The organism is Paracoccus shandongensis, assembly GCF_017315735.1.
Taxonomy (GTDB): Bacteria; Pseudomonadota; Alphaproteobacteria; order Rhodobacterales; family Rhodobacteraceae; genus Paracoccus; species Paracoccus shandongensis.
Genome location: NZ_JAFLRK010000001.1, coordinates 447996 through 473727 on the forward strand (window position 1 = coordinate 447996; position 25732 = coordinate 473727).

The window sequence follows — 25732 nt, forward strand, 5'->3', positions numbered from 1 at the left end:
CTTGTTTCGTTCAGATCGCGACTTCGACGGCTTTCCCCTGTTCTTTGGCCAGCCGAACCACGGCCGCCGCGACGGCCAGATCCTGCAGGCCCACGCCTGTTCCGTCGAAGATCGTGACTTCCGCATCGCCGCGTCCCGGATGATTGCCGATGATGACCTGGCCTATCGCGGTGATGTCGCTTGCGGATATGGTTTTCTGCGCATTTGCGTGCTGGAACTCGCCGATGCTGACGGATTGGGCAACCTCGTCCGTGAACAGGCGCGCGCGGGCCACAAGCGCGGGGTCAAGCTCTTGCTTGCCCTTGGTATCGGTGCCCATGGCCGCGATATGGGTCGGCCCCTGGACATGCGCGTCCATCAACAGGGGCTCAAAAGCCGACGTGATCGAGATGATTACATCCGCCTCCGCGCCCAGGCGTGGCAGGTCCACCGCCTCGAAGGGCAGGCCCAGTTCGGTGGCGGTGTCGGCCAGGCGGGTCAGCATGTCGGGATGGGGGTTCCAGCCGATGACCTTCTCGAAGGCTCCAAAGCGCACGGCGGCGCGCATCTGGAAGGCGGACTGGTGGCCCGCCCCGATCATGCCCAGCACCTTCGCGCCCTTCGGCGCCAGGTATTTGCTGGAAACCGCGCTCGCGGCCGCCGTGCGCAAGGCGGTCAGCAGGTTGCCCCCGACCGCCGCCGACACGCGCCCGGTATCGGGATCGAACAGGAACACGGTGGACTGGTGGTTGATCAGCCCGTGACCCGCGTTGTTGGGCCAGTATCCCCCGGCTTTCAGCCCCAGCGTCAGGCCGCTGGCGTCGAAGCCGCCCTTGAAGCCGTAAAGCGCATCCTCGTGGCCCAGGGCCTCGCGCACCACGGGGAAGTTCCGGGCCTCGCCGCGCGCCATGGCGGCGAAGACCGCCTCGACCGCGTCGAACGCGGCCTCGGGGGTCATCAGGCCTGCGATCTCTCCTTCGGGAACGACCCACATCAATAGGCCTTCCCGCGCGCCGAGACCGGCCACAGGGTTTCCACCTTGCCGTTCCTGACGCCCACATACCAGTCGTGGACGTTGCAGGTCGGGTCGCAATGGCCCGGCACCAGCCGCAGCTTGTCGTTGACCTTGAGGACGCCCTGCGGATCCTCGACCACGCCATGCTCATCGCTGCACTTGATGTATTTCACATCCGTGCGGCCATGGATGAAAGGCAGCCCGCTATCGACCGACTGCGCCTTGAGGCCCGCGTCCACCACCGCCAGATGCGGCTTGGCGTGGGACATGACGCTGGTCAGGATGAACAGCGCGTTTTCCCATTCGCCCTGGTCGATGCGCTTGCCTTCGGCGTCGTGGATGCGGCCGTAATCCGCATCCATGAAGGCATAGCTGCCGCACTGCAGTTCGTTGTAAACGCCCGAGTTGCTTTCAAAGTAATAGCTGCCGGTCCCGCCGCCGGACACCAGTTCCGGCTCCAGCCCCTCGGCCTTCAGCGCCTCGACGGCGTCGGTCACCTGCGCGATGGCCGCGTCCAGCTTGGCCTTGCGGTCGGCATAGCTGTCCATGTGCTGCATCGCGCCCTGATAGGCTTGCAGGCCGGTGAAGCGCAGCCCCGGCGCCGCGTCGATGGCCTTGGCGATGGCGACCACCTCGGGCGTGGTCTTCACGCCGCAGCGGCCCGCGCCGCAGTCGATCTCGACGAAGCACTCGATGGTGGTGCCATGCTTCTGCGCGGCAGACGACAGGTCGGGGACGTTCGCCACGTCATCGACGCAGACGATGATCCGGCCACCCGAGATCTTCGGCAGGCGGGCCAGCCGGTCGATCTTGGCCGGGTCGCGCACCTGGTTGGAAACCAGGATGTCCTTGATCCCGGCGCGGGCAAAGACCTCGGCCTCGGACACCTTCTGGCAGCAGACACCGATGGCGCCGCCCAGGTCCATCTGCAGCTTCAGCACGTCCACGGACTTGTGCATCTTGCCATGCGCCCGGTGGCGCATCCCGTGCGCCTTGGCGTAATCGCCCATCTTCCTGATATTGCGTTCCAGCGCGTCCAGGTCGAGGATCAGGCAGGGCGTCTGGATGTCCGCCTCGTCCATGCCGGGCAGCGCGGGCACGTCGAAGCCGACTTCCAGGCTGTCGAAATTCACGGGTGCGTTCATGATTGCGATCCTTGGATCCAGGGCAGCCTGTCCAGATCGACATTGCCGCCGGTGATGATGATGCCGACGCGCTTGCCGGCGAATGCGTCGCGGTTCTTCAGGATGACGGCCAGCGGCACGGCGCTGGAGGGTTCCATCACCACGCGCAAGTGCTTCCAGATCAGCTTCATCGCCTCGATGATCTCGGCGTCCGAGGCGGTGTAGATTTCCGACACGTGGTTGCTGACGAAATGCCAGGTCAGATCCTTCAGCGGCACCAGCAGCCCGTCCGCGATGGTCCTGGGCGCGTCGTCGGCGATGATGTGGCCCGCCTTGAAGCTGCGATAGGCGTCGTCGGCCTGTTCAGGTTCCGCCGCGATCACCTGCGTTTCCGGGGCAAGTGTCGCCAGCGTCAGGCAGGTGCCCGAGATCATGCCGCCCCCGCCGATGGGCGCGACCACCATGTCCAGCCCGTCGGTCTGCTCCATGAACTCGCGCGCGCAGGTGCCCTGCCCCGCGATCACGCGCGGGTCGTTGTAGGGGTGGACGAAATCGCCCCCGGTCCGGGCCTGAACCTCGGCGAATGTCGCCTCGCGCGAGGAGGTCGAGGGCTCGCATTCCGTGATGACGCCGCCGTAACGGCGCACGGTGTCCTTCTTGGCCTGCGGCGCGGTGCGGGGCATCACCACGTTGCAGGGGATCCCCCGGCGCATCGCCGCATAGGACAGGCAGGAGGCGTGGTTGCCCGAGGAATGGGTGGCGACGCCCTTTGCAGCCTGTGCATCGTCCAGGCCGAAGACGGCGTTGGCGGCGCCGCGGACCTTGAAGGCCCCCGGTTCCTGGAAGTTCTCGCACTTGAAGAACAGTTGCGCGCCGGTCAGGTCGTTCAGATAGTCCGAGGTGCGGACCGGCGTGCGGCGGATATGCGGCATGATGCGGTCATGGGCGGCCAGCATGTCGTCATAGGTGGGGATATACATGAATGCGTCCCTCATCACGCGGCAGCCTTCATCGCGGGGACGCTGTGCCGGTAATGGTCCTGCGCGGCGGCGACGCCCGAACCCAGCCTCACTGGCAGGCCCAGGTCGGCCATGACCATTTCCGCCGTGGCGATGCCCGACAGCGCCATCACGTCGGTCAGGCTGCCCAGGTGGCCGATGCGGAACACCTTGCCCGCGACATCGCCAAGCCCGGTCCCGAAGGCCACGCCATAGGCGTTCAGCGCGTGGCTGACGATCTTGTTGGCGTCAAAGCCTTCCGGCGTGCGGATGGCACTGACGCTGTCGGAATAAAGCTCGGGGCGCTTGGCGCAAAGCTGCATCCCCCAGGCGGCAACCGCGCGGCGAACCCCTTCGGCGATGCGGTGGTGGCGGGCAAAGACGTTCTCCAGCCCCTCGTCCAGCAGCATCTGGCAGGAAACGTTCAGCCCGTTCAGCAGCCCGACCGGCGGGGTGTAGGGATAGCCGTTGGCACCGTAGCCGCGCGCCTGGTCGCGGATGTCGAAGAAGGTGCGCGGCAGTTTAGCCGTTTCGACCGCCGCCATGGCCTTGGGCGAGAAGCCGGTGATGGCCAGGCCCGGGGGCAGCATGAAGCCCTTCTGGCTGCCGGTCACGGCCACATCGACGCCCCATTCGTCCATGCGGAAATCATAGCACGCAATCGACGAAACACCGTCCACGAACAGCAGCGCCGGGTGGCCCGCGTTATCCAGCGCGCGGCGGACGGCGGCAATGTCGCTGCGCACGCCGGTGGCGGTTTCGTTATGCGTGGCCAGGACGACCTTGATCCGGTGCGCCTTGTCGGCGGTCAGGATCTCCTCGAACCGATCCGCCGGGACACCCTCGCCCCATTCCTGGGTGACGACCTGCACGTCCAGCCCGTGGCGCTGGCACATGTCGATCCAGCGGTGGCTGAACATGCCGTTGCGGGTCGCCAGAACCTTGTCGCCGGGCGACAGGGTGTTGGTGATGGCGGTCTCCCACCCGCCGGTCCCGGTCGAGGGGAACACGAAAACCTGGCCCTGCGTGGTCTTCAGCACCTTCCTGACCCCCTCCAGCGCCGGATGCAGGATGCGCCCGAAAACCGGGCTGCGGTGGTCGATCGTGGGCATGTCCACGGCCTTGCGCAGCACCTCGGGGATATTGGTCGGGCCGGGAATGAACACGGGATTCTGGCTGGTCATGGTTCCTCCTCCTCTGATAGTGCCATGATACGTCCCGCGACCAGATGTCACAATTTTTCTGGAAATGTTTTCCATTTTGGCGCTAAAAGCCGAAATAACGCGCGAGGCCATGGGCTTGCCATTTTTCAGGCGCCCCGATGGATTTTCGCGCATTCGGCAATGTATTCTTTAGAAAAGGGCGAAAATGTCTGAACCCACCCGCCGCCGGGGCCGCCCCCGCAGCGCCAAGGACCAGGGCGGAACCGTGCAGGTGCTGGACCGCGCGCTGGACATGCTGGACCTGCTGGCCGCCCATCCGGGGCTGACCCTGTCCGAGGTCGCGGACCGCATCGGCCAGCCGCCCTCGACCGTGCACCGCCTGCTGCATTCGCTGGCCGCGCGCGGCATGGTGGAAAGCGATCCGGCGACCCAGGCCTGGAACATCGGCCCCGCGACCTTTCGCCTTGGGTCCGCTTTCATGCGGCGGTCGGGCATCGTGGAACGCGCCCGGCCCATCCTGCAGGCCTTGATGAAGCACACCGGGGAAACGGCGAACCTGGGGATCCTCAACGGCGATGCGGTGCTGTTCGTCAGCCAGGCCGAGACGCACGAGACGATCCGCGCCTTTTTCCCGCCCGGCACGCGTTCGCCCCTGCACGCGTCCGGGATCGGCAAGGCGCTTCTGGCCTTCAGCCGGGCCGAGGTGCTGCAGGCCTATCTGGACGGCTCCGGCCTGACGCGTTTCACTGACAAGACGCTGGTCACGGCGGAGGCTCTGGCCGAGGACATGGGCCGCATCCGCGCCCGCGGCTTTTCCTTCGACGACGAGGAACGGACGCGGGGGATGCGCTGCATCGCCGCCCCGGTCTTCGACCTGACCGGAGAGCCGATCGCCGGTGTCAGTGTCAGCGGCCCCACCCACCGGATCGGGCACGAGCATGTCAAGACCCTGGGCGCGGTGGTGGCGGCGGCTGCGGCCGAGTTGTCGGCGGCCATGGGCGGCTAGAGGTGCCGGGGGAAATCCATGCGCTGATGCAGGATGCGCAGGATTTCCACGGTTCCGGCAGGGTCGCGGCGGAAGAAGATGACGTGGCGGTTGCAGGGGATCGAGAGAAGGCCGGGCTTCAGGTCGCCGCAATCCCGTCCCAGTGTCGGCGTTTCCGCCAGAATGTGGAAGGTCTGGTCAAGCTGGGTCAGGTATCTCTCGGCCTGACCCATCCCCCAGGTTTCGCGGGTGTAGAAACCGATCTCATCAAAGTCCGCCTAGGCCTGCTTGGAAAGCCGGAACTTCCGGCTCATCCTTCGGCACGCAGTTTCGCCAAGGATTTTTCCAGCGAATACTCCGCGAACTCTCCCCGTTCCGCCTGTTCCCAGCCAATATCGATCGCATCCCGCAACCGCTGCAACCTCGCCTCGTCGCTTTCCTCGGCGGCGATCTTCAGGCGCAGGGCTTCCCGGATCACCTCGGAGGCGTTGTTGTAAAGGCCCGAGGCGACCTTCTGGCGAACGTAGTCTTCCAGCTTTTCCGTCAGCGATACATGCATGATGCAGGCTCCGTGTTCTGACACGAAGCCTACAGTCCTTGTCAATCCTTGTCCATCAATGCCCGCCGAAGAAGGCGAACTTGATCACGAACAGCGCGGCCACGATCCAGGTCGCGGCATGGACCTGGGACGCCTTTCCGGTCAGCAGCTTGATCACCGCATAGCTGATGAAGCCGAAGGCCAGCCCGTTCGCGATGGAATAGGTGAAGGGCATCGCCAGCGCGGTCAGCACGGCGGGGGCGGCCTCGGTCACGTCCTCCCACGCGATCTCGGACAGCTCGCGCACCATCAGGGTCGCCACATACAGAAGCGCGGGCGCGGTGGCGTATGCGGGGACCGACCCGGCCAAGGGGGCGAAGAACATCGCCAGCAGGAACAGCACGGCCACGACCAGCGCGGTCAGACCCGTGCGCCCGCCCGCCTGCACGCCGGACGCGCTTTCCACATAGGCCGTGGTGGATGACGTGCCCAGCATCGACCCCACCGTGATCGCGGTCGAATCCGCCATCAGCGCGCGCGACAGGCCGGGGTTGGTATGGGCCGGGCCTTCCTTCAGCAGGCCCGCGCGCTTGGCGACCCCGATCAGGGTGCCGGTGGCGTCAAAGACCTCGACCAGGACCATGACCAGGATGACGTGGAAGATGCCGTAATGCAGCGCGCCCATGATATCCAGTTGCAGCAGCGTCGGCGCGACCGAGGGCGGCATGGACATGACGCCGCCGAACTGGCTGACGCCCAGCAGGATCGCGGCCACGGTGACGATCAGGATCCCGATCAGGATCGCGCCCGTGACCCGCAGCGCGTCCAGCGCCACGATGATGAAGAAGCCCGTGATCGCCAGCAGGGCGCCGGGCGCGGTCAGGTCGCCCAGGGCGACCAGTGTGGCCTCGTTGCCCACCACGATGCCGGATGATTTCAGCGCGATGATGCCCAGGAACATGCCGATCCCGGCGGCAACCCCGCTGCGCATCGACAGGGGGATCCCCGCCACCAGCCAGCGCCGGATGCCGGTCGCCGACAGGATCAGGAAGATGATGCCGCTGATGAAGACCGCGCCCAAGGCCTGCTGCCAGGTAAAGCCCATGGCGCCTACGACCGTGAAGGCGAAAAAGGCGTTCAGCCCCATGCCCGGCGCCATGCCGATGGGCCAGTTGGCCCAAAGCCCCATCACCGCCGATCCGATGGCGGCGGCCAGGCAGGTGGCGATGAACACCGCGTCGCGGTCCATGCCGGTCGTGGACAGGATGTCGGGGTTGACGAAGATGATATAGGCCATCGTCAGGAAGGTGGTGATGCCTGCGATCACCTCGGTCCTGACGGTGCTGCCGTGCTGCGACAGCTTGAAATAGCGTTCCATGGGTTCCCTCCCGCGGCACAAAGGGCCGCCCTGCGCGCAGCTTAGGGGGGCCGTGACGGGTGCAACAATCAGCACCAGCCCGCAAGTCTTTCAATGGCCTTTTGAAACCGCCGCCGATCTTTTCCGATTCGTTGATACAGAATTATGCCGCCGCACGCTTGCCCCGCAGGCCCGCACGCGATTTCCTGTGACCACGCTGCCACAGGAAGGATGCCCCATGCGCTATAGCCGCGATCTGCGAGGATATGGAGAAACCACCCCCGACCCGCAATGGCCCGGCGGCGCCCGGATCGCGGTGCAGATCGTCGTGAACTACGAGGAAGGCGGCGAGAACAGCATCGAACACGGCGACGCCGCCAGCGAGGCCTTCCTGTCCGAGATCATCGGCTGCCAGCCCTGGCCGGGGAAGCGGCACTGGAACATGGAGTCCATCTATGATTACGGCGCGCGGTCGGGCTTCTGGCGTCTGCACCGGATGCTGCGCGACATTCCCGTGACCGTCTATGGCGTGGCGACCGCGCTGGAACGCAGCCCCGAACAGGTGGCCGCCATGAAGGCGGCGGGGTGGGAGATCGCGACCCATGGCCTGAAATGGATCGACTATCGCGACATCCCGCGCGAGGTCGAGGCCAACCATATCGCCCAGGCCGTGGCCCTGCACACCCGCGTCACCGGCGAACGCCCGCGCGGCTTCTATCAGGGCCGCTGTTCCATGAACACGGTGGCGCTTGGCTGCGAGGAAGGCGGCTTCGAGTATCTCTCTGACACCATCGCTGACGAGCTGCCCTATTGGCACGTCCACAACGGCAAGCCGCAGCTGATGGTGCCCTATACGATGGACGCCAACGACATGCGGTTTTCCTCGGGCCAAGGGTTCGGGACGGGGACGGATTTCTTCGACTATCTGCGCGACAGCTTCGACGTGCTGTATGCCGAAGGCGCGGCGGGCGCGCCCAAGATGATGAGCATCGGGCTGCATTGCCGCCTTGCCGGGCGTCCGGGCCGGGCCATGGCGATCCAGCGGTTCCTGGACCATGCCCGCGCGCATGAGGGGGTCTGGTTCGCCACGCGGCTGGACATCGCGCGGCATTGGGCAGCGGTGCATCCCTTCCAGCCGCGCCAGCGTCCGTCGCAGATGGACCGCGAGGCTTTCGTGCAAAGGTTCGGCGGCATCTACGAACACTCCCCCTTCATCGCCGAACGTGTCTGGGACGGCGAGATGGGCGCGGTCCACGACAGCCCGGCGGGCCTTGCCGCGCGGATGGCGCAGGTCTTCCGCGCCGCGTCGGACGAGGAACGGCTGGGCGTGCTGCGCGCCCACCCGGATCTGGCGGGCAAGCTGGCGCAGGCGAAACGGCTGACTGCCGACAGCACCGCCGAACAGGCCAGCGCGGGGCTCGACAGCCTGACGGATGACGAACGCGCGACCTTCACCCGGCTGAACGAGGCCTATGTCGCCAAGCACGGCTTTCCCTTCATCATCGCCGTGCGCGACCACGACAAGTCGGGCATCATGCGCGCCATGCAGGCCCGCATCGACAACGACACCCCGACCGAGCGCGCCGAGGCCGAACGCCAGGTGATGCGCATCGGCGAGCTTCGCCTGAAAGAGGCCCTGAAATGACCGATCTGCCGCACACCCCCTATGCCGGACCTGTGGCAGGCCTGCCGCCGCAGACCGGCCTGACCACCGACACGGCGGTCTTCACCGAGGCCTATGCGGTGATCCCCCGCAGCGTGATGCGCGACATCGTGACCAGCTACCTGCCCGGCTGGACGGGGATGCGCATGTGGATGATCGCCCGGCCCCTGTCGGGCTTTGCCGAGACCTTCAGCCAGTACATCGTCGAACTGACCGAGGGCGGCGGGTCCGACAATCCCGACGACGACCCCGAAATCCAGCACGCGCTGTTCGTCACCGGCGGCGAATTGTCCGTGACAATCGGTGGGACCGAACACCTGCTGACGCCCGGCGGCTTTGCCTATGTGCCCCCCGGCACGTCCTGGTCGGTCAGGAACGCCACGCCGGGCAACACCGGGTTCCACTGGTGGCGCAAGCGGTGGCAGCCTTGCAACGGGGTGGACCGCCCCGACCCCATCGTCGCGCAGGAGCAGGACATCGCCCCATCCATGATGCCCGACACGGACGGGGCATGGGGCACCACCCGCTTCATGGACCCCGCCGACCTGCGCCACGACATGCACATCACGGTGGTCACGTTCAAACCCGGCGGATCCATCCCCTTTGCCGAAACCCATGTGATGGAACACGGCCTGTTCGTGCTGGAGGGCAAAGCCGTCTATCGCCTGAACCGCGATTGGGTCGAGGTCGGGCCCGGCGACTACATGTGGCTGCGCGCCTTCTGCCCGCAGGCCTGCTATGCGGGCGGGCCGGGGCCGTTCCGGTATCTGCTGTACAAGGACGTGAACCGCCACGCGCCCTTGTGGCCGAACAGGTCATAACGCCGGCGGGCGGGATCAGAAAACGCACTGCGTTTTCCCCGCCCTTCGCGCGACGTTGCAACCAGAGACGGTTCAGCCCCGCGACCACGAGAGGCCAGCGCCCGGCCCGGTGGGCGTGAAGCGCCCGCCGGGGGCGGGGCGGGCGCTGGCCGGGCCATTTAAGGCCCGGCGGTTCGGGTGACGATGTCGCGACGTGGCGACGGCGATGGCCGTCGCCAGACAGCCGTCAAAGCCCGTAAATCCCGCCGAACTTCGCTTCCAGATAGGCCAGCAGCGGCTCGGGCGACACGCCCCCGCCGGTCGCTTCCTCGATCAGCGCGCGGGGGCGCTTCAACCCGCCGTGGCGCTGCACGTTCTCGCGCAGCCATTCGACGGCGGGCGCGGCGTCCCCCGCCGCCAGCGAGGCGTCCAGATCCGGCACCGCATCGCGCATTGCCCGGTTCAGGCAGCCCGCGAAGACATTGCCCAGGGCATAGGTCGGGAAGTATCCGAACAGCCCCACCGCCCAATGCACGTCCTGCAAGACGCCGTTCGCGGGCCGGTCCACCACCACCCCGAAATCGCGCAGGAAGCGGGCGTTCCACGCCTCGACCAGATCGTCCACGGCCAGGCGCCCGGCGATCAGGTCGCGTTCCAGGTCGAAGCGCATCATGATGTGCAGGTTGTATTGCACCTCGTCCGCCTCGGTGCGGATAAAGCCGGGGGCGACGCGGTTCACGGTGGCATAGAAGGCATCCGGGTCGGCGATGTTCAGCCCGTCGAAGGCGTCCGACATGCGATGGAACAGCCAGCCCGCGAAGGCGCGGCCGCGCCCCATCTGGTTTTCATAGATGCGGCTCTGGCTTTCGTGGACGCCCATCGACACGCCCCGGCCCAGCGGCGTGAAGGCATGGTCAGGGTCGATGCCCAGTTCGTAACTGGAATGGCCGACCTCGTGGATGGTGGAATAGATGCAGTTGAAGGGATCGGTTTCCACCACCCGCGTGGTGATGCGGCTGTCCTGCCAGCGGCCGCTGCTGAAGGGATGGACGGCGATGTCCATCCGCCCGCGCGACCAGTCGTATCCGAAGGCCGTCGCGCAGATCCGGGCCAGGCGGATCTGGGTTTCCTGCGGGAAATGGCCTGCCAGCGGCTGCGGCTGATGGTCGGCGCCCAGCACCGCCTCGCGCAGGGCGACCAGGCGCGGGCGCATGGCGTCGAACAGGGCGGCGATCTCGGCCCCCGTCATGCCCTGCTCGTAATCGTCCAGCAGCGCGTCATATAGGTCGCCGCCATCGGCCAGGGCCGAGGCTTCTTCCCGCTTCAGCATCAGCATCTGGTCCAGCGTCGGCAGGAAATCCTGCGGAGCGTCATTGGCGCGCGCCTCGGCCCAGATGCCTTGCGCCAGGGACGTGGTGCGCGCCAGTTCCTGCGCCAGCCTTGCAGGGATGCGGCTGGTCCGGTTGAAGTCGCGGGCGATCAGTTCGACCGACCGCGCCTCGGCCTCGGTCTGCGGTTCGGCCGCGTCCAGCCATTCGCCGATGCGCGGATCGGTGCGGCGTTCGTGCAGCACGGCTTCGATGGCGGCCATCTCCTCGGCCCGCTGTTCCACCGCGCCGCGCGGCATCACGGTTTCCTGGTCCCAGCCAAGCCGTTCGGCGATGGAGGACAGCGCCTCGGTCTGGCGCTGGAAGGCAAGCAGGTCGTTGATGGCCGTCATCGGATGGTCCCCCTGACCGAAGTTTCATGCGGAAAGCGCGCATGATGCCGCCCCCGGATGATCAGCGAAAACAGCGCGACCGCGCCCAACTGGTGCGCCAGGGCCAGGCCCAGGGGCGAGGCATGGATCACGTTCATGATCCCCAAGGCCACCTGCACCGCGACCGCGACCAGCATGACGGTGAAAGCCCCGCGCGTCACCGGATGGGGCGACCGCCGCGCGCGCAGCCAGACCACCACGGCAAAGACCGCCAGCAGATAGCCCGTCATGCGGTGGACGAACTGCACCAGGGCCGGGTTCTCGAACAGGTTGCGCCAGCCAAGCGCGGGATCCCAGATCAGGGACGGGATCCATTCGCCGCCCATGGTGGGCCAGCCGGTATAGGTGCGGCCCGCGTCGATGCCCGCCACAAGCGCGCCGATCAGGATCTGCACGAAGGCCAGGTGCATCAGCCCGGTAGACATGGAAAAGAGCTTCGGCTCTCCTGCGCGGCGGGCGCGCAGCAGGTCGGCCTCGGTCCGGCCCAGCAGCAGCGCGTACCAGACGATCAGGCCCAGGATCACGAAGGCAATGCCCAGATGCGTCGCCAGGCGATAGGAGGCGACGCGGGTCATCCCCTCGGCCAGGCCGGAACTGACCATCCACCAGCCGATGGCGCCCTGCAGCCCGCCAAGCGCGCCAAGGCCCAGCAGGCGCGGGGTCCAGCCCGTGGGGATGCGTTTCGTCGCCAGGAAGAACAGGAAGCCCGCCGCCCAGACAAGGCCGATCATCCGGCCCAGCAGGCGGTGCGCCCATTCCCACCAGTAGATCTGCTTGAAGCCCGCCAGATCCATGTCGGGGTTGACCTCGACATATTGGGGGATCTGCTTGTAAGCCTCGAATTCCGCTTGCCATTCCGCGTCGGACATGGGCGGGACCGTGCCCGTGACGGGCGCCCATTCGGTGATGGACAGGCCCGATCCGGTCAGGCGCGTAGCCCCGCCAAGCGCGATCATCGCCAGGACCATCACGAACAGTACCATCAGCCAGATGCGGATCGCGCGCCGCGCGCCCCTGGGGGCGGCGTCGATCATGCCGGTTGTCGCAACGGGGCGGCTGGTGGCTGCCGGGTCAAGGACTTCCTCGAAAACGGGGCGCTTGGCCATCGCTTGCTCCTTATCGACGCCTGAACCATGAAATCAGGCGTAAAATGTCTGGCGCTGCGTAGTAACCTATCGCTGCACCGATGAAAACAAACAGCCAAAATCCAGGGATTCCCCCGAATATCCCGCCTACTATACCCGTGCCCGAGCCAACGATAGCACCAACCAAGATACCAAGTAAAAATCCAGAAAGGCGTTCTTTCATAAATACCTCAGTTAGGTAAACGCACTATCATAATTGACGCCGGGTCAACTGCCGCAGCATCCCGTGCAGGATGCGCACGTCGCCGCGGGTCAGCGCCAGGCGCGACCACATGTTGCGCAGGTTCAGCCGCATGGACGCGGCCTTGGTTTCGGGAAAGAAGAAGCCCGCCTCGGTCAGGCGTTCCTCGAAGTGGTCGCCCAGCTTCTCGATCTCCAGACGGTCGGCCAGGGCGATGGCCTCGGGGCGGGCGTGGTGCGGGGACGGCTCGGGCGGCAAGACCTCGCGCCCGTATTCATAGCCCATCAGCAGCACCGCCTGGGCCAGGTTCAGCGACGGGAAATCCGGGTTCACCGGCACCGTCACGATGGCATTGGCGCGGGCCACGTCGTCGTTTTCCAGCCCCGTGCGTTCCGGGCCGAAGATGATCGCGCAGCGGCCTTCATGCGCCCGCGCCATCTCCATCGCCGTCGCCGGGGTATGCACGGGCTTCGACAGTTCGCGCCCCCGGGCGGTGGTGGCGAAGGCGAAGTCGATGCCCTCCATCGCTTGGGCGAGGGTCTGATAGATGCGGGCGCGGTCCAGCACCTGCCCCGCCGCGCCGGATGCCATGGCGATGGCGCGCGGGTTGGGCCAGCCGTCGCGGGGATCGACCAGCCGCATCTCGGTCAGGCCGAAGTTCAGCATGGCGCGGGCGGCGGCGCCGATATTCTCGCCCATCTGCGGGCGGACCAGGATGATGACGGGAAGGCGGGTGCTGTGCATGGGGGGCAGATAGTCCGTCTGGCGGCGGGCGGCAAGCTGCGCTATGGGCGGCATAAAGGAGATCCGCCCATGTCCGACGCACCCGACGCCCCGCAGCTTTACCTGATGACGCCCGCCGGTGCCCAGGCATCCACCCTGGGGCCGCAGCTTTCGGCGGTGATGGACGCCTTTCCGGTCGCCTGCCTGCGCATCCGCGCGGGGGCCGAGGAGGATGAGCTGGGCCGCCTGGCCGATCTGGCGCGCGAAATCGCGCATGCCCGCGACGTGGCGGTGGTGATCGACGACCTGGTGGCGCTGGCGCAGCGGCACGGGCTGGACGGGGTGCATCTGACGGATGGCGCGAAGGCGGTGCGCTATGCCCGCAAGGAACTGGGCGCGGATGCCATCGTGGGCAGCTTCTGCGGATCGTCGCGCCACGACGGCATGAACGCGGGCGAGGCCGGGGCGGATTACGTCAGCTTCGGCCCGGTGGGCGCATCGGCGCTGTATCGGGGCGAGCCGGTGGACCTGGACCTGTTCCAATGGTGGTCCGAAACCATCGAGGTTCCGGTCGTGGCCGAAGGCGCCATTACCCGCACGTTGCTGGAACAACTGTCCCCCGTCAGCGACTTCATCGCCATCGGTCCCGAGATCTGGTCGGCCAGCGATCCGGTGGCGGCGCTGAAGGCGCTGTGGGGCTAAATGTCGAAGCGTTCGCGCTGGCCTGCGGCGAAACGGCGCAGGATCAGCGGGTAAAGCTGGTGTTCCCGTTCCAGAACACGGGCGGCCAGGGTTTCCGGCGTGTCGCCAGGCTGGACCGGAACGCGCGCCTGGCCCAGGATCGGGCCTGAATCCAGATCGCTTGTCACCTCGTGCACGGTGGCCCCGGCTTCAGTGTCCCCCGCTGCAATGGCGCGGGCATGGGTGTGCAGGCCCGGGTATTTGGGCAACAGAGAAGGATGGATGTTGATCATCCGGCCCTCGAAGCGGTCGATGAAGGCGGGGGTCAGGATGCGCATGAAGCCCGCCAGGCAGAGGATGTCGGGGCGCGCGTCCAGCAGCGGTTCCAGCAGGGCGGCCTCGAAGGTGGCGCGGTCGCCGGGGTAGGCGCGGTGATCCACGGCGGCGGTGGGCACGCCCAGGGCTGCGGCCTTGGCAAGGCCCGCCGCCGCCGGGTCGTTCGAGGCGACCAGGACAGGGCGCGCCGGATGGTCGTCCTGCATGTCCTCGACCAGGCGGACCATGTTCGATCCGCCGCCCGAGATCAGGATGGCGACGCGCTTCACGCAAGCGTTCCGCTGTAGCGCACGCCCTGCCCCGCCGTGACGCGGCCCAGGCGGTGGACCGTTTCGCCCTGCGCGGACAGCAGTTCGGTCAAGGCGTCGGCCCGGTCTGCCGCGACCGACAGGATCATGCCGATGCCGCTGTTGAAGGTCTTGAGCATCTCGGCCCCGTCAATGCCGCCCGCCTCGGCCAGCCAGCGGAAGACCGGCGGCAGGGTCCAGGCGGTCAGGTCGATGTCCGCGCCAAGGTCTTTCGGCAGGACGCGCGGCAGGTTCTCGGTGATGCCGCCGCCGGTGATGTGGGCCAGGGCATGAACGCCGCCCGCGCGGATCGCGGCCAGGGCGGGTTTCACATACAGCCGCGTGGGGGTCAGCAGGGCCGCGCCCAGGGGGCCGTCGCTGAACGGCGAGGCCGCGTCCCAGCCAAGCCCCGCGCGTTCCGCGACCTTGCGGACCAGGGAATAGCCGTTGGAATGCACGCCGTCCGAGGCAAGGCCCAGCAGCACGTCGCCTTCCACCACGCCCGCAGGCAGCGCCGTGCCGCGCTGCATGGCGCCGACCGCAAAGCCCGCCAGGTCGAAGTCGCCGTCGTGATACATGCCGGGCATCTCGGCCGTCTCGCCGCCGATCAGGGCGCAGCCGGCGGCCTTGCAGCCGCGCGCGATGCCTTCGACGACGCGGGCGCCCTCATCCACCGACAGCTTGCCGGTGGCGAAATAATCCAGGAAGAACAGTGGCTCCGCCCCCTGGCACACCAGGTCGTTCACGCACATGGCGACCAGATCCTGGCCGATGCCGTCCAGGTGGCCGGTGTCGATGGCGATGCGCAGCTTGGTGCCCACCCCGTCGGTCGCCGCGACCAGGACCGGATCGTCGTATCCCGCCGCGCGGGGGTCGAACAGCGCGCCAAAGCCGCCAAGCGCGTCCATCACGCCGGGGCGCGCGGTCGCGGCGGCGGCGGGCTTGATGCGTTCCACAAGCGCGTTGCCCGCGTCGATATCGACGCCCGCGTCGCGATAGCTGATCCCGTTCGTGGTCATGGCGGCCCCCGGCTGAATGATGCGCCCCCGATAGCGGATGGTGCCCCCCGGGGCAACGGTGATCGGCGCTTGACCGGAATGGCCCGCGCGATTAACCCCGGAAGCAAGGTTGGGCCTGTAGCTCAATGGTCAGAGCAGGGCGCTCATAACGCCTTGGTTGGGGGTTCGAGTCCCTCCGGGCCTACCATCCCAACGCGAAATGCCCGCCGGGGTGAACCGACGGGCATTCGGGCTTCACGGAGCGGAAGCCGTCCGGGTGCCTCAGGCGTCCAGTTTTTCCACCTGGGGCGCGGTTTTCGCGATCTCGATCCGGCGGGGCTTCAGGGCCTCGGGGATTTCGCGGACCAGGTCGATATGCAGCATCCCGTCGGTGTGGCTGGCGCCATCGACGCGGACATGGTCGGCCAGGGTGAACTTGCGCTCGAAGGCGCGGGTGGCGATGCCGCGGTGCAGATAGGTGCGGCCGTCGTCTTCCTCGGCCTTGCGGGCGGACACGATCACGGCGCCGTCGCGAACCTCGACATTCAGGTCGTCGGCGGCAAAGCCCGCCACGGCGATCGAGATGCGATAGGCATTCTCGCCCGTCTTTTCGATGTTGTAGGGGGGATAGGTCGGCGCGGACACGTCGGCCGACAAGGCGCGGTCCATCACGTCGGCCAGGCGGTCAAAGCCGACCGAGGCACGATAAAGGGGCGTCAGGTCAAAGTTGCGCATGGGTCACATCCTTCACAAGCGATGCAGTGGTCTGCCCCCCGGTGGCCGGGCGGGCGTCTTGCCGGCGCCAGTCTGGCCGCCGGTATCGTGAATCTAGGATGGGACAGGCGGCCTTCAAGAGGATGCATTCGCATTTTCGACCGCGCCCGCCGCAGGGTTGCGGCGGGCGGATTCTGCAGGTCAGCCGACGGAATGGGTCGACAGCATCCGGGCGATTTCGTCCTTCAGATGCGCGCGCTTGCGGCGCAGATCCCTTTCCGCCGCCTCGCTGGTGGGCTGGATCAGCGATTCGGCCTGATGCACGGCGTCGTTGACCTGGTCGTATTCATCAAGAAGCCGCGCGAAATGCGCGTCCTTCAGTTTCAGGTCGTGAATGCGCGCGGCATCCTGGGGAAATTCCTCGTGAATGGCATGAGGGGCAGCCATGAAGTCCTCCGATCAGCGCGTTCCTTGGTGGCACCCTAGGCGCGCCCGAGGGGGCTTTCAAGACGGATCGGTCCGTCCTAAACCCGGGCCATGGACATCCAGCTTGCGCTTCCCGACCGTGTTCCCCCCGCCGACCTTGCGGCGGTGGTCCTGCTGTTCGCCGTCTGGTTCGGCATCGGTTGGTTCACCGAACGCCCGCCCGCGGGCAAGCCCTCGGTTTCGGTGCTGATGATGCGGTTCCGGCGCGAATGGATGATGAACTTCATCACCCGCGACCCGCGCATCTTCGACGGCAACATCCTGGCCAGCCTGCGCGAAGGCACGTCCTTCTTCGCATCGGCCTGCATGATCGCCACGGGCGGGATCCTGGCGCTGATCGGCAACACCGACCAGTTGCGCGGCCTGGCCGAGGGACTGGCCCTGGAAGGCGACGGCATCCCGTGGGAGCTGAAGCTGCTGGTGCCGATGTTCTTTGTCGTCAACGCCTTCCTGAAATTCGTCTGGTCGCACCGGCTGTTCGGCTATTGCGCGATCATGATGGCCGCCGTTCCGAACGACCCCGATGACCCGATGACGCACGAACGGGCCATGCAGGCGGCGGATCTGAACATCACCGCCGCGCGCAGCTTCAACGCGGGGCTGCGCAGCGTCTATTTCGCGCTTGGATCGCTGGGCTGGCTGGCGGGGCCGTGGGTCTTGATGACGGGCATCGCCGTGGTGCTGTTCGTGACTTGGCGGCGCGAATTCGCCTCGACCTCGCGCCAGGTGATCATGCGCAGTCTGCCGCCGCCCCGCTTGCCCGATCCTGCCAGACCGCAAGCGTCAGCACCAAGGCTCCCGCACCTGTAAGCGCGATGCCCACCAACCCGCTGGAGGCCCAACCCCATCCCGCCGCCAGCGCCAGCCCGGCCAGGAACGGCCCAAGCGCGTTGGCCGCGTTGAAGGCCGCATGGTTCATCGCGGCGGCCATGTTCTGCGCGCGCCCCGCGACATCCATCAGCCGGGTCTGCAAGGGGATCACCAGCCCCGCCCCCGCCGCAAGCAGAAAGGACGACAGCACCATCATCGGCCAGTTGCCGACCGCAAGGGAGGCAAAGCCCTGCGTGGCGGCCATCGCGGCCAGGCTGACATAGGCCGCGCGGATCTGGCCCACGCGTTCGGTCAGCCGCCCCGCCGCCCAGGTGCCCAGCGTGCCGCCCACGCCAAAGACGCCAAGCGCCAGCGGGATCGCATAGGCGGGCGCCTGCGTCGTGGCGATCATCGCCGCCGTCAGGAAGGCATAAACGGCGAAGAACCCGCCGAAACCGATGGCCCCCACGGCCAGCAGCCACAGCACACGCGGGTTGCGCAGGGCCTGGAGTTCATCCCAGGGCCGCGCGTCGGGATTGCCGCCGACGCGGGGCGCGACCTTCAGGATCAGCCAGGCCGACAAAAGCGCGATGAAGCCCGGCAGCGCAAAGCCCCACCGCCAGCCGATGCTTTGCCCCAGCCATCCGGCCAGCGGCACGCCGACGATATTGGCGACGGTCAGGCCCATGATGACCTGCGCCGCGCCCCGCGCCCGGTGTTCGCGCGGCAGGGCGTCGGCGGCATACAGCATCGCAACCCCCAGGAACCCGCCATGCGGCAGGCCCGCCAGGAAGCGCATCCCGGTCAGGGCTGCCAGCCCCGGCAGGATCGCGGCGGCGATGTTCATCACGCCATAGAACGCCATCAGCGCGGCCAGATACCGCCTGCGCGGCAGCCGCGCCCCCAGGATCGAGGTCAGCGGCGCACCGATCACCACACCCAGGGCATAGGCGCTGATCACATGGCCCGCCTGCGGTTCCGTGATGCCCAGATCGCCCGCGAAATAGGGCAGCAGCCCCATGGCCGCGAATTCCGAGGTGCCGATAGCAAAGGCGCCAAGGGCCAATGCCAGGATGGCATGGCGAAGGGTGCGATTCTCGGTCATGGCGCGTTCCTGTGGGATGATTGCCCTAACATCCCCTGCAATCCAGGAATGGCAAGACGCCCGCGCAGTAAACCCGCCTTGCAGCGGATGCAACCGTCAGAGATGGCCGCGCCGCAGCAGGATCCAGACCACCGCTGCCGCAAGAACCAGCAGGCCCAGGGCGACCGAGGCAGCAAAGCCAAGCGCCCTGCCTTGCCAGCGCGACAGTTCCCCTAAGGGTTGCAGATGGGCGGTCAGGGCCTGATGGGCGCGCGACAGGCGGGCCAGGTCCAGCTGGCGCGCGATCTTGGGCTGCGCGGACATCTGGTCGGCCTGCGCCAGGGCGGCGGCCTGCTGGCGCAGGCGGCGCGGCAGGGCCCCGCCCCGGCGGCGCAGCATCACGTGCAGGGGCGGGCGTTCGCCCCGGCGCGCGCCTCCGAAACGGGCGGCGATCAGGCGCGACACCTCGTCTGCCATGTCGCGGATGTCGTCGGGACCGGATGCGTGGCGTGTCATGGGCGGCAGTCTAGCCGCACTGGCAGCGCCGCGCCAGACGCTCTAGGATCGCGGGCATGAAACTGAATCACGCGACTTTTGGCGATGGTGGCGGCCTGCCGGTCCTGCTGGTCCATGGCCTGTTCGGGCAGGGCCGCAACCTGGGCGCGCTGGCGCGCAGGCTGGCCGAGGGGCGGCGCGTCGTCACGGTGGACATGCGCAACCACGGCGACAGCTTCCACGATCCCGACCACGGCTATCCGGCGCTGGCGGGCGATCTGGCGGACGCGATCGCGGATCTGGGGGGCCAGGCCGATCTGGTCGGGCATTCCATGGGCGGCAAGGCGGCGATGGCGCTGGCGCTGACCCGGCCCGGGATGGTGCGCAAGCTGGCGGTCCTGGACATCGCGCCGGTGGCCTATGGCCATTCGCAGACCGCGCTGATCGACGCGATGGAGGGGCTGGACCTGTCCGCCATCGACCGCCGCAGCGTCGCCGATGCCGCCCTTGCGGAACGGATCGAGGATGCCGGGGTGCGCGCCTTTCTGCTGCAATCGCTGGACCTGAAGGCGCAACCCAAGGCCTGGCGGCTGAACCTGGCCGCCCTGCGCGACCAGATGGACCGGCTGGTCGGCTGGCCCGCCGACCTGCCCCGGGCCAGCTTCGACGGCCCGGTGCTGGAGGTCGCGGGGGAGCGGTCGGACTATGTGACCGCCGAAGGCCAGCAGGCGCTGCGGGATCATTTCCCGCAGGCGCGCATCGTCCGCGTCAAGGGCGCCGGACACTGGCTGCACGCCGACGCGCCCGAGGCCGTGGCGCAGATCCTGGTCAGCTTCCTGGGCGAGGGCTGAGCGCCCCCCAACAATCCAGGTCAAAGGTCGCGACGCCGGTATCGCGCGGCACCTTGGCCGTGGCGCTGTAGGGAATGACCGTGCAGCCCGTCGTATGCGCCGCCGCCTGCTCCATCAGCGGGCGGATCGCCGTGACCGAGGGACGGGCCACAAAGGTCAGCCGCACGACCTCGGCCCGGTCGTCCTTGTGGAAGACCGCGAAATCCATGCCTTGCAGGCGGATGTCGTGGCGCACGGCACCTATCATCCGCAGTGATGGCGTGGCGCAGGCGGCAAGCAGAAGAAGAACAATAAGAACACGCATGACCCCTGTCTGCCACAGGCGCCTTAAGGGCGGGTTAACGGCCGCCCTGTTCTTCCAGCCTGTCGGCCAGGGATTCGGCCCGCGCAGCCAGTTCGGCCATGGCTTCCTTCAGGTCGGACGGGATCACCGGAACCTCGACCCGGGTAGGATTGGCCTGCAGGCGGTGCAGGTGACGTTCGGCCTTTTCGGCCCGTTCCTCCAGTGTGGCGACGCGGTCGGCCAGCATCAGCCCGGCCAGCAGCAGCAGGCGCGGTTCCGGCGTGCGACCCGCCTGCGCCAGGATCTGCTGCGCCTCGGCATCCAGCAGGGCGGCTGCGCGTTGCAGCAGCCGTTCCTCTCCGTCCTGGGCGGCGACGCGGTATTCCTTGTGCCCGATGATGAAATCGACCTCGGCCATCTAGCGGTCCCCCCCTTCTGCATCGGTGTCCTCGGGGACGCCCCCGGCATCGCCCGCGATCTCGGGCGTGGCGGCGGCGGCCTCGTTCTCGGCCAGCAGGCGCTCGACCTCGGCCAGCAGGGTGCCCAGTTGCGCGGCCTCGGCGGCGCGGGCGGCGCGCAGGGCCTCGATCTCGGCCTCCAGCGCGACGCTGACAGCCTCGATCCGGTCGCCGTTGCCAGAGGCCGCCTGGATCAGCGCGCGATTCGCCGCCGCCAGTTCGTCATTGGCCGCAGCCAGCCGCGCGGCCTGTTCGGCCAGACCAGGTCCGTCCGCGTTATCCCCGCGCTGCGCCAGCTGCTTCGTCAGCGCCGCGATCTGCGCGTAAGCCTGGTCCAGTTCCGCACGCAGATCCTGGTCAGGGGACGCATGGCCCATGCCGCCGCGATCCAGGAACTGGTCGATGCGGTCCAGGGCGGCACTGAGGCGGCGTTCGCTGACAGAGATATCGCTCATCGGCGGTCCTTTCGTGGCGTCCACATGGTTGTGGCATCGCGACCGCCCCATGACAAGCCTGCCCGCTTGGCGCGCCGCGCGGGGCCGCCTATAAGGCGGGCGACGAAAGGAAGCCCCATGCGCGAAGCCACCATCACCCGCACCACCGCCGAAACGCAGATCGAGGTCGCGCTGAACCTCGACGGCACCGGCGTCTATGACAACCAGACGGGGGTGGGCTTTTTCGACCACATGCTGGACCAGTTGTCGCGCCATTCGCTGATCGACCTGACGATCCGCGCCAAGGGCGACCTGCATGTGGACGACCACCACACGGTCGAGGACACGGGCATCGCCATCGGCCAGGCCCTGACCCGCGCGCTTGGCGACAAGAAGGGCATCCGCCGTTACGGCAGCTTCCTGCTGGCCATGGACGATTCACTGGTCCGCGCGGCTCTGGACCTGTCGGCGCGCCCCTTCCTGGTGTGGAACGTCGATTTCCCGACCGAGAAGATCGGCAGTTTCGACACCCAGCTGGTGCGCGAATTCTTCCAGGCCCTATCCACCCATGGCGGCATCACCCTGCACGTGGACCGCATCCACGGCATCAACAGCCACCACATCGCCGAGGCCGCCTTCAAGGCCGTGGCCCGCGCCCTGCGCGAGGCGGTCGAGCCCGATCCGCGCATGGCGGGCGTGCTGCCCTCGACCAAGGGGGCGCTGTGATGCGGGTCGCGCTGGTCGATTACGAAAGCGGCAACCTGCATTCGGCGGAAAAGGCGTTCCAGCTGATGGGCCGAGAGGCGGGCGCCGAGATCGTCGTGACGGCGGACCCCGCCGTGGCGGCGCGAGCCGACCGGATCGTGCTGCCGGGCGACGGCGCCTTTCCCGCCTGCCGCACCGCCCTGGGCGAGGTCGATGGCATGGCCGAGGCGCTGCGCGAGGCCGTGCTGGCGCGCGGCGTGCCCTTCATGGGCATCTGCGTGGGGATGCAGATGCTGGCGACCACGGGGCATGAATACCGCGAAACGGCGGGCCTGGACTGGATCGGTGGAGAGGTTGTGGCCATCGCGGCACCGGGCCTCAAGGTGCCGCACATGGGCTGGAACGACCTGGTGATCGACAAGCCCCATCCGGTGCTGGAGGGGATCGCCACTGGCGACCACGCCTATTTCGTCCACAGCTGGCAGTTCCGGGTGGCGGATCCGTCGCATCTGCTGGCCCATGTCGATTACGGCGGGCCGGTCACGGCGGTGGTGGGGCGCGACAATATCGTGGGCACGCAGTTCCACCCGGAAAAGTCCCAGGCCGTCGGTCTGCGCCTGATCGCCAACTTCCTGCGCTGGAATCCCTGACGGAAAATCCTGCGTCATTCACACCCTGTAAACCGACATTAACCCTTTGTTAACCGTTTGCCGGTATCCCCGGGCAGACGGCTGTTTCCGGCCATTCATGACGGGACGACGGGTGTAATGGCTTACGAGTCTTATCAGTTGACGATGCTGACCTTTGGTCAGCCTGTTACCACCCTGGGCGAACCCGAGGAGGCGACGGGACAAGCCCCCTGGTCGAATGTCAGGGGCACCATCGACATGACGGGCGCGAGGGTCTCGGCCATCACGATCAGCGATGACGACGCCCTTTTTCATAACGGCCGCTATGGGTCCGACACGACCGGCCAGACCCTGACAACGCCCGTCACCTTCGGCAACGATGAGGCGCCGACCCCGGCGGGAACGGCGCTCGCGTTCTACAACTCTTCGGTCATACGGACCCCGAACGCCGATGGCGGCTTTGACGAATTCATGGTGCTGTTTCCCCGACAGCTGGAACCGGACAAGTTCGGCTCGGAACTGGGTGGACGGTATTCGGTCCTGGTGATGCCGATTGCCCGTCCGGACGGAACCCATCCCATCTTCAGCCTGGCAAAGGCCCATACCTTCAAGGCGATCCATATCATTGGGCGCAACAACGATTCGGTCGTCTATGCGCCGCTTGCCACGGGTGCCGTGCCCTGCTTTGCCATGGACACCCTGATCGACACCGTGACCGGCCCCCGCCCGGTCGAGGCGCTGCAACCCGGCGACCTGATCCTGACGCGGGACCACGGGCCGCAGGTGCTTCGCTGGCAGGGCGGCACGCAGGTCACGCGCGAAGGGCTGGAGACGCGGCCGAACCTGCGCCCGATCCTGATCCGCCAGGGCGCGCTTGGCGCGGGCAGCCCCCGTCGCGACCTGGTGGTCTCGCCCCAGCACCGGATCCTGGTCCGATCCCGCATCGCGCACCGGCTGTTCCAGGATGCCGAGATCCTGGTGGCGGCCAAGCACCTGGTGGGACTGCCCGGGATCGAGGTGATCGTCCCGGCCCAGGGCGTGCGCTATTTCCACCTGCTGTTCGACCGGCACGAGATCGTCATGTCGGAGGGCGCCTGGTCGGAAAGCCTTTACACCGGCCCCGAGGCCCTGAAATCCGTCAGCGACGCGGCGCGCCGGGAAATCCTGGCCTTGTTCCCCGAACTGGTCCGGGGCACCGCCCCGGCGCCCGCCCGCCGGTTGCTGACCGGGCGCGAGGCCAGGCAACTGTCGGAACGCCAGTCGCGAAACATCGGCAAGCGATCCCTGGTCGAGCCCCTGTAGGGCGGATGTCCCCGAAAGCGCCGGGGACAGTGCCTGTCACTTGATGGTGATGCGGCCGTCCAGGGCGGGCTTGTAGGGCCCTTCCTGCGCGCCCAGATAGGCCGCGACCACCTCGGCCAGATCGGGACCGAAGTCATAGGCGTTCTGGGCCTTCGTCTCGAAGACCTCATAGCCGTCGCCGCCTGCCCGCATGTAGTTGTTCGACACCACGCCATAGGTCGCGGCGAGGTCGATGGGCTTCCATTCGCCATCCGCCCGCACCATCACGTCGCTGATCCGCTTGCCCGCCTCGGCCGCGGGATCGACGGCGTATTTCAGCCCGGCAACCTGCGCGAAACGGCCCGCGCCTTCCTCGTACTGGCTGGCGCCGTTCTCCAGCGCCGCCACGACATCGGCACCCTTCAGCTGAAAGGTCGCCAGCGTGTTCTGGAACGGCAGGACGGTGTAAACCTCGCCCATCGATACCGGCCCCTGGTCGATCGAGGCGCGCAGCCCCCCGCCATTGGCGATGGCGATGGTCATGCCCTGGTCCTTGACGCGGTCCAGCATCGCCTCGGCCACCAGGTTGCCCATCTCGCATTCGCGGGCGCGGCAACTGGTGCGGTCGCCGTCGATGGGGGCGGCGGTTTCCGCGACGATCTTCTGGCGAAGCTCCTCGATGGGCGCGGCCATGTCCTTCACGCGGGCGGCGATGGCTTCGTCCTCGGGAACGGACTTGTCCAGCAGGATTGGCTCGCCCTCGGCCTTGGTCAGCTTGCCCTTGTCGTCAAAGGTCAGCGTCAGGTGGCCCAGGTATTTGGAATAGGCATAGGCGGTGGCAACCGGAACCTCGGTCCCGTCCGGCCCGGCGACCATCGTGGGATAGGGCCCCTCGGCATCCTCCATGTCGCCCAGCAGCGTGTGGGAATGGCCGCCGATGATCGCGTCGATCCCCGGCACCTCTTTCGCAAACTCCTGGTCGCGCCCATAGCCGACGTGCGTCAGCGCGATGATCTTGTCGACGCCTTGGTCGGTCAGTTCCTGCACATCGGCCTTGAGGCTTTCGATGTCGTCCTGGAAGATCACGCTCGGGCCCGGGGAGGCCGTTTCCGGCGTGTCCATCGCCAGGGCCGAGACGATGCCGATCTTCTCGCCGCCCACGTCAAGGGTAATCGCACCATCCACCTTGCCCTTCAGCACGTTCGACTGCGACAGGTCCAGGTTGCCGGACACGACCGGGAACTGCACCCCGTCGGCCAAGACGGCCAGCCCTTCGGGGCCGTCGTCGAATTCGTGGTTGCCGACCGCCATGGCGTCATAGCCGATGGCGGTCATGAACTCGACCACATCCTTGCCCTTGTAGGTCGTGTAGAACAGCGATCCCTGGTACTGGTCGCCCGCGTCCAGCACGATCACGTTGCCGCCCTCGGCCCGGATCCGGTCACGCAACTCCTTGACCTTGGAAGCCACGCGCGCCACGCCGCCGAAGCATTCGCCCGCATCCTTCGCTTCCTGGTCGCAGGTGCTGTCGTATTCGTTGATCGCCTCAATCCGGCTGTGCAGGTCGTTGGTGTGGAGGATATGCAGCACCGTTTCGGCCTGCGCCGATCCTGCGAAAAGCGCCGCGACGGATACGGCGGTCAAAAGGCGGAATGCCATTGGTGATTCCTTTCTTGTCCCTGGGGCTGAAAGGAAGATTGGCGCAGCCCGGCCCGGGGGTCAAATGACGGAATCTTGGCAATCCCCTCCCTTGACCCGCTGCATGGCGCC

Annotated in this window: 29 protein-coding genes and 1 tRNA gene; 10 read left to right on the forward strand and 20 right to left on the reverse strand. The window is 67.3% G+C overall.

What is annotated here, in order from left to right:
• Window positions 1–10: 10 nt before the first annotated feature.
• From bhcD to bhcA, 4 genes are read right to left on the reverse strand one after another with little or no spacing between them, the layout of a single operon-like run.
• Window positions 11–973 (reverse strand): iminosuccinate reductase BhcD, encoded by a 963-nt coding sequence (gene bhcD, locus JX613_RS02120; protein WP_207099778.1) that lies wholly within the window; start codon window positions 971–973, stop codon window positions 11–13.
• Complete coding sequence (bhcC, locus tag JX613_RS02125) at window positions 973–2139, reverse strand: 3-hydroxy-D-aspartate aldolase BhcC (RefSeq protein ID WP_207099779.1); 1167 nt, start codon at window positions 2137–2139, stop codon at window positions 973–975. Before bhcC ends, bhcD begins: the two co-directional genes overlap by 1 nt.
• A complete protein-coding gene (gene bhcB / locus JX613_RS02130) occupies window positions 2136–3113 on the reverse strand; it encodes a beta-hydroxyaspartate dehydratase BhcB (protein WP_207099780.1) in 978 nt (325 codons plus the stop codon). The genes bhcC and bhcB overlap by 4 nt, the downstream gene beginning before the upstream one ends.
• Window positions 3113–4300, reverse strand: coding sequence for an L-aspartate--glyoxylate aminotransferase BhcA (gene bhcA, locus JX613_RS02135; RefSeq protein ID WP_207099781.1), 1188 nt, complete (start codon window positions 4298–4300; stop codon window positions 3113–3115). Before bhcA ends, bhcB begins: the two co-directional genes overlap by 1 nt.
• Before the next feature lie 184 nt (window positions 4301–4484).
• Here bhcA and bhcR point away from each other — a divergent pair, with 184 nt between their 5' ends.
• Window positions 4485–5285 (forward strand): HTH-type transcriptional regulator BhcR, encoded by an 801-nt coding sequence (gene bhcR / locus JX613_RS02140; protein ID WP_207099782.1) that lies wholly within the window; start codon window positions 4485–4487, stop codon window positions 5283–5285.
• Here bhcR and JX613_RS02145 read toward each other — a convergent pair.
• The 3 genes from JX613_RS02145 to JX613_RS02155 all read right to left on the reverse strand — a co-directional run bounded on the left by JX613_RS02145 (window position 5282) and on the right by JX613_RS02155 (window position 7180).
• Window positions 5282–5497: a type II toxin-antitoxin system RelE/ParE family toxin gene (locus JX613_RS02145; protein WP_207099867.1), complete on the reverse strand. Its 216-nt coding sequence runs from the start codon at window positions 5495–5497 to the stop codon at window positions 5282–5284. The genes bhcR and JX613_RS02145 overlap by 4 nt on opposite strands.
• A gap of 77 nt (window positions 5498–5574) precedes the next feature.
• Window positions 5575–5823, reverse strand: a complete 249-nt coding sequence (locus JX613_RS02150; protein WP_207099783.1) for a type II toxin-antitoxin system ParD family antitoxin — start codon at window positions 5821–5823, stop codon at window positions 5575–5577.
• A gap of 55 nt (window positions 5824–5878) precedes the next feature.
• Entirely contained in the window at window positions 5879–7180 is a 1302-nt protein-coding gene (locus JX613_RS02155; RefSeq protein ID WP_207099784.1) for an NCS2 family permease, read from the reverse strand.
• 217 nt (window positions 7181–7397) lie between these two features.
• On the opposite strand from JX613_RS02155, the gene puuE reads away from it, so the two are divergent.
• Together puuE and JX613_RS02165 are read left to right on the forward strand one after the other, a co-directional pair.
• Window positions 7398–8804 (forward strand): allantoinase PuuE, encoded by a 1407-nt coding sequence (puuE, locus tag JX613_RS02160; RefSeq protein WP_207099785.1) that lies wholly within the window; start codon window positions 7398–7400, stop codon window positions 8802–8804.
• Window positions 8801–9643: a bifunctional allantoicase/(S)-ureidoglycine aminohydrolase gene (locus tag JX613_RS02165; protein WP_207099786.1), complete on the forward strand. Its 843-nt coding sequence runs from the start codon at window positions 8801–8803 to the stop codon at window positions 9641–9643. Before puuE ends, JX613_RS02165 begins: the two co-directional genes overlap by 4 nt.
• A 226-nt stretch (window positions 9644–9869) precedes the next feature.
• Here the strand turns inward: JX613_RS02165 and JX613_RS02170 are convergent, their stop codons facing one another.
• The 3 genes from JX613_RS02170 to JX613_RS02180 all read right to left on the reverse strand — a co-directional run bounded on the left by JX613_RS02170 (window position 9870) and on the right by JX613_RS02180 (window position 13451).
• Entirely contained in the window at window positions 9870–11342 is a 1473-nt protein-coding gene (locus JX613_RS02170; RefSeq protein WP_207099787.1) for a carboxypeptidase M32, read from the reverse strand.
• Window positions 11339–12487: a heme A synthase gene (gene ctaA, locus JX613_RS02175; RefSeq protein ID WP_207099788.1), complete on the reverse strand. Its 1149-nt coding sequence runs from the start codon at window positions 12485–12487 to the stop codon at window positions 11339–11341. The genes JX613_RS02170 and ctaA overlap by 4 nt, the downstream gene beginning before the upstream one ends.
• Window positions 12488–12716: 229 nt before the next feature.
• Entirely contained in the window at window positions 12717–13451 is a 735-nt protein-coding gene (locus JX613_RS02180) for an RNA methyltransferase (RefSeq protein WP_207099868.1), read from the reverse strand.
• A 69-nt stretch (window positions 13452–13520) separates the two neighbouring features.
• Here JX613_RS02180 and JX613_RS02185 point away from each other — a divergent pair, with 69 nt between their 5' ends.
• On the forward strand, window positions 13521–14132 hold the full coding sequence (locus tag JX613_RS02185; protein ID WP_207099789.1) for a thiamine phosphate synthase: 612 nt from the start codon (window positions 13521–13523) through the stop codon (window positions 14130–14132).
• Here the strand turns inward: JX613_RS02185 and purN are convergent.
• Both purN and purM read right to left on the reverse strand, forming a co-directional pair.
• Entirely contained in the window at window positions 14129–14716 is a 588-nt protein-coding gene (gene purN / locus JX613_RS02190) for a phosphoribosylglycinamide formyltransferase (protein WP_207099790.1), read from the reverse strand. The two genes, JX613_RS02185 and purN, sit on opposite strands and share 4 nt — an antisense overlap.
• Entirely contained in the window at window positions 14713–15753 is a 1041-nt protein-coding gene (purM, locus tag JX613_RS02195; protein WP_207099791.1) for a phosphoribosylformylglycinamidine cyclo-ligase, read from the reverse strand. Before purM ends, purN begins: the two co-directional genes overlap by 4 nt.
• Window positions 15754–15864: 111 nt before the next feature.
• Here purM and JX613_RS02200 point away from each other — a divergent pair.
• Window positions 15865–15940 (forward strand) — tRNA-Ile (locus JX613_RS02200).
• A 74-nt stretch (window positions 15941–16014) separates the two neighbouring features.
• Here the strand turns inward: JX613_RS02200 and JX613_RS02205 are convergent.
• Entirely contained in the window at window positions 16015–16467 is a 453-nt protein-coding gene (locus JX613_RS02205; RefSeq protein ID WP_207099792.1) for an Hsp20 family protein, read from the reverse strand.
• A 180-nt stretch (window positions 16468–16647) separates the two neighbouring features.
• Window positions 16648–16893 carry an HP1242/YdcH family protein gene (locus JX613_RS02210; RefSeq protein ID WP_207099793.1) on the reverse strand — a complete coding sequence of 82 codons (246 nt, stop codon included), beginning with the start codon at window positions 16891–16893 and terminating at the stop codon, window positions 16648–16650.
• A 90-nt stretch (window positions 16894–16983) separates the two neighbouring features.
• Here JX613_RS02210 and JX613_RS02215 point away from each other — a divergent pair, with 90 nt between their 5' ends.
• A complete protein-coding gene (locus tag JX613_RS02215; protein WP_207099794.1) occupies window positions 16984–17742 on the forward strand; it encodes a DUF599 domain-containing protein in 759 nt (252 codons plus the stop codon).
• Here the strand turns inward: JX613_RS02215 and JX613_RS02220 are convergent.
• Entirely contained in the window at window positions 17663–18847 is a 1185-nt protein-coding gene (locus tag JX613_RS02220; protein ID WP_207099795.1) for an MFS transporter, read from the reverse strand. The two genes, JX613_RS02215 and JX613_RS02220, sit on opposite strands and share 80 nt — an antisense overlap.
• A gap of 96 nt (window positions 18848–18943) precedes the next feature.
• Window positions 18944–19342 carry a hypothetical protein gene (locus JX613_RS02225; protein WP_207099796.1) on the reverse strand — a complete coding sequence of 133 codons (399 nt, stop codon included), beginning with the start codon at window positions 19340–19342 and terminating at the stop codon, window positions 18944–18946.
• 56 nt (window positions 19343–19398) lie between these two features.
• Between JX613_RS02225 and JX613_RS02230 the strand changes: the two genes are divergently transcribed.
• On the forward strand, window positions 19399–20172 hold the full coding sequence (locus JX613_RS02230; RefSeq protein ID WP_207099797.1) for an alpha/beta fold hydrolase: 774 nt from the start codon (window positions 19399–19401) through the stop codon (window positions 20170–20172).
• Here the strand turns inward: JX613_RS02230 and JX613_RS02235 are convergent.
• The 3 genes from JX613_RS02235 to JX613_RS02245 all read right to left on the reverse strand — a co-directional run bounded on the left by JX613_RS02235 (window position 20150) and on the right by JX613_RS02245 (window position 21368).
• Complete coding sequence (locus tag JX613_RS02235) at window positions 20150–20419, reverse strand: hypothetical protein (protein ID WP_237168271.1); 270 nt, start codon at window positions 20417–20419, stop codon at window positions 20150–20152. The two genes, JX613_RS02230 and JX613_RS02235, sit on opposite strands and share 23 nt — an antisense overlap.
• A gap of 91 nt (window positions 20420–20510) precedes the next feature.
• Window positions 20511–20873: a cell division protein ZapA gene (zapA, locus tag JX613_RS02240; protein WP_207099799.1), complete on the reverse strand. Its 363-nt coding sequence runs from the start codon at window positions 20871–20873 to the stop codon at window positions 20511–20513.
• Complete coding sequence (locus tag JX613_RS02245; protein WP_207099800.1) at window positions 20874–21368, reverse strand: hypothetical protein; 495 nt, start codon at window positions 21366–21368, stop codon at window positions 20874–20876.
• Window positions 21369–21485: 117 nt separating this feature from the next.
• On the opposite strand from JX613_RS02245, the gene hisB reads away from it, so the two are divergent.
• From hisB to JX613_RS02260, 3 genes are all read left to right on the forward strand, one after another.
• Window positions 21486–22073, forward strand: a complete 588-nt coding sequence (gene hisB / locus JX613_RS02250; protein WP_207099801.1) for an imidazoleglycerol-phosphate dehydratase HisB — start codon at window positions 21486–21488, stop codon at window positions 22071–22073.
• Window positions 22073–22702: an imidazole glycerol phosphate synthase subunit HisH gene (gene hisH, locus JX613_RS02255; RefSeq protein ID WP_207099802.1), complete on the forward strand. Its 630-nt coding sequence runs from the start codon at window positions 22073–22075 to the stop codon at window positions 22700–22702. The genes hisB and hisH overlap by 1 nt, the downstream gene beginning before the upstream one ends.
• Window positions 22703–22819: 117 nt before the next feature.
• Window positions 22820–23983 (forward strand): Hint domain-containing protein, encoded by a 1164-nt coding sequence (locus tag JX613_RS02260; RefSeq protein WP_237168272.1) that lies wholly within the window; start codon window positions 22820–22822, stop codon window positions 23981–23983.
• 36 nt (window positions 23984–24019) lie between these two features.
• Here JX613_RS02260 and JX613_RS02265 read toward each other — a convergent pair whose 3' ends face one another.
• Entirely contained in the window at window positions 24020–25621 is a 1602-nt protein-coding gene (locus JX613_RS02265; protein WP_207099803.1) for a bifunctional metallophosphatase/5'-nucleotidase, read from the reverse strand.
• Between the last annotated feature and the right edge of the window lie 111 nt (window positions 25622–25732).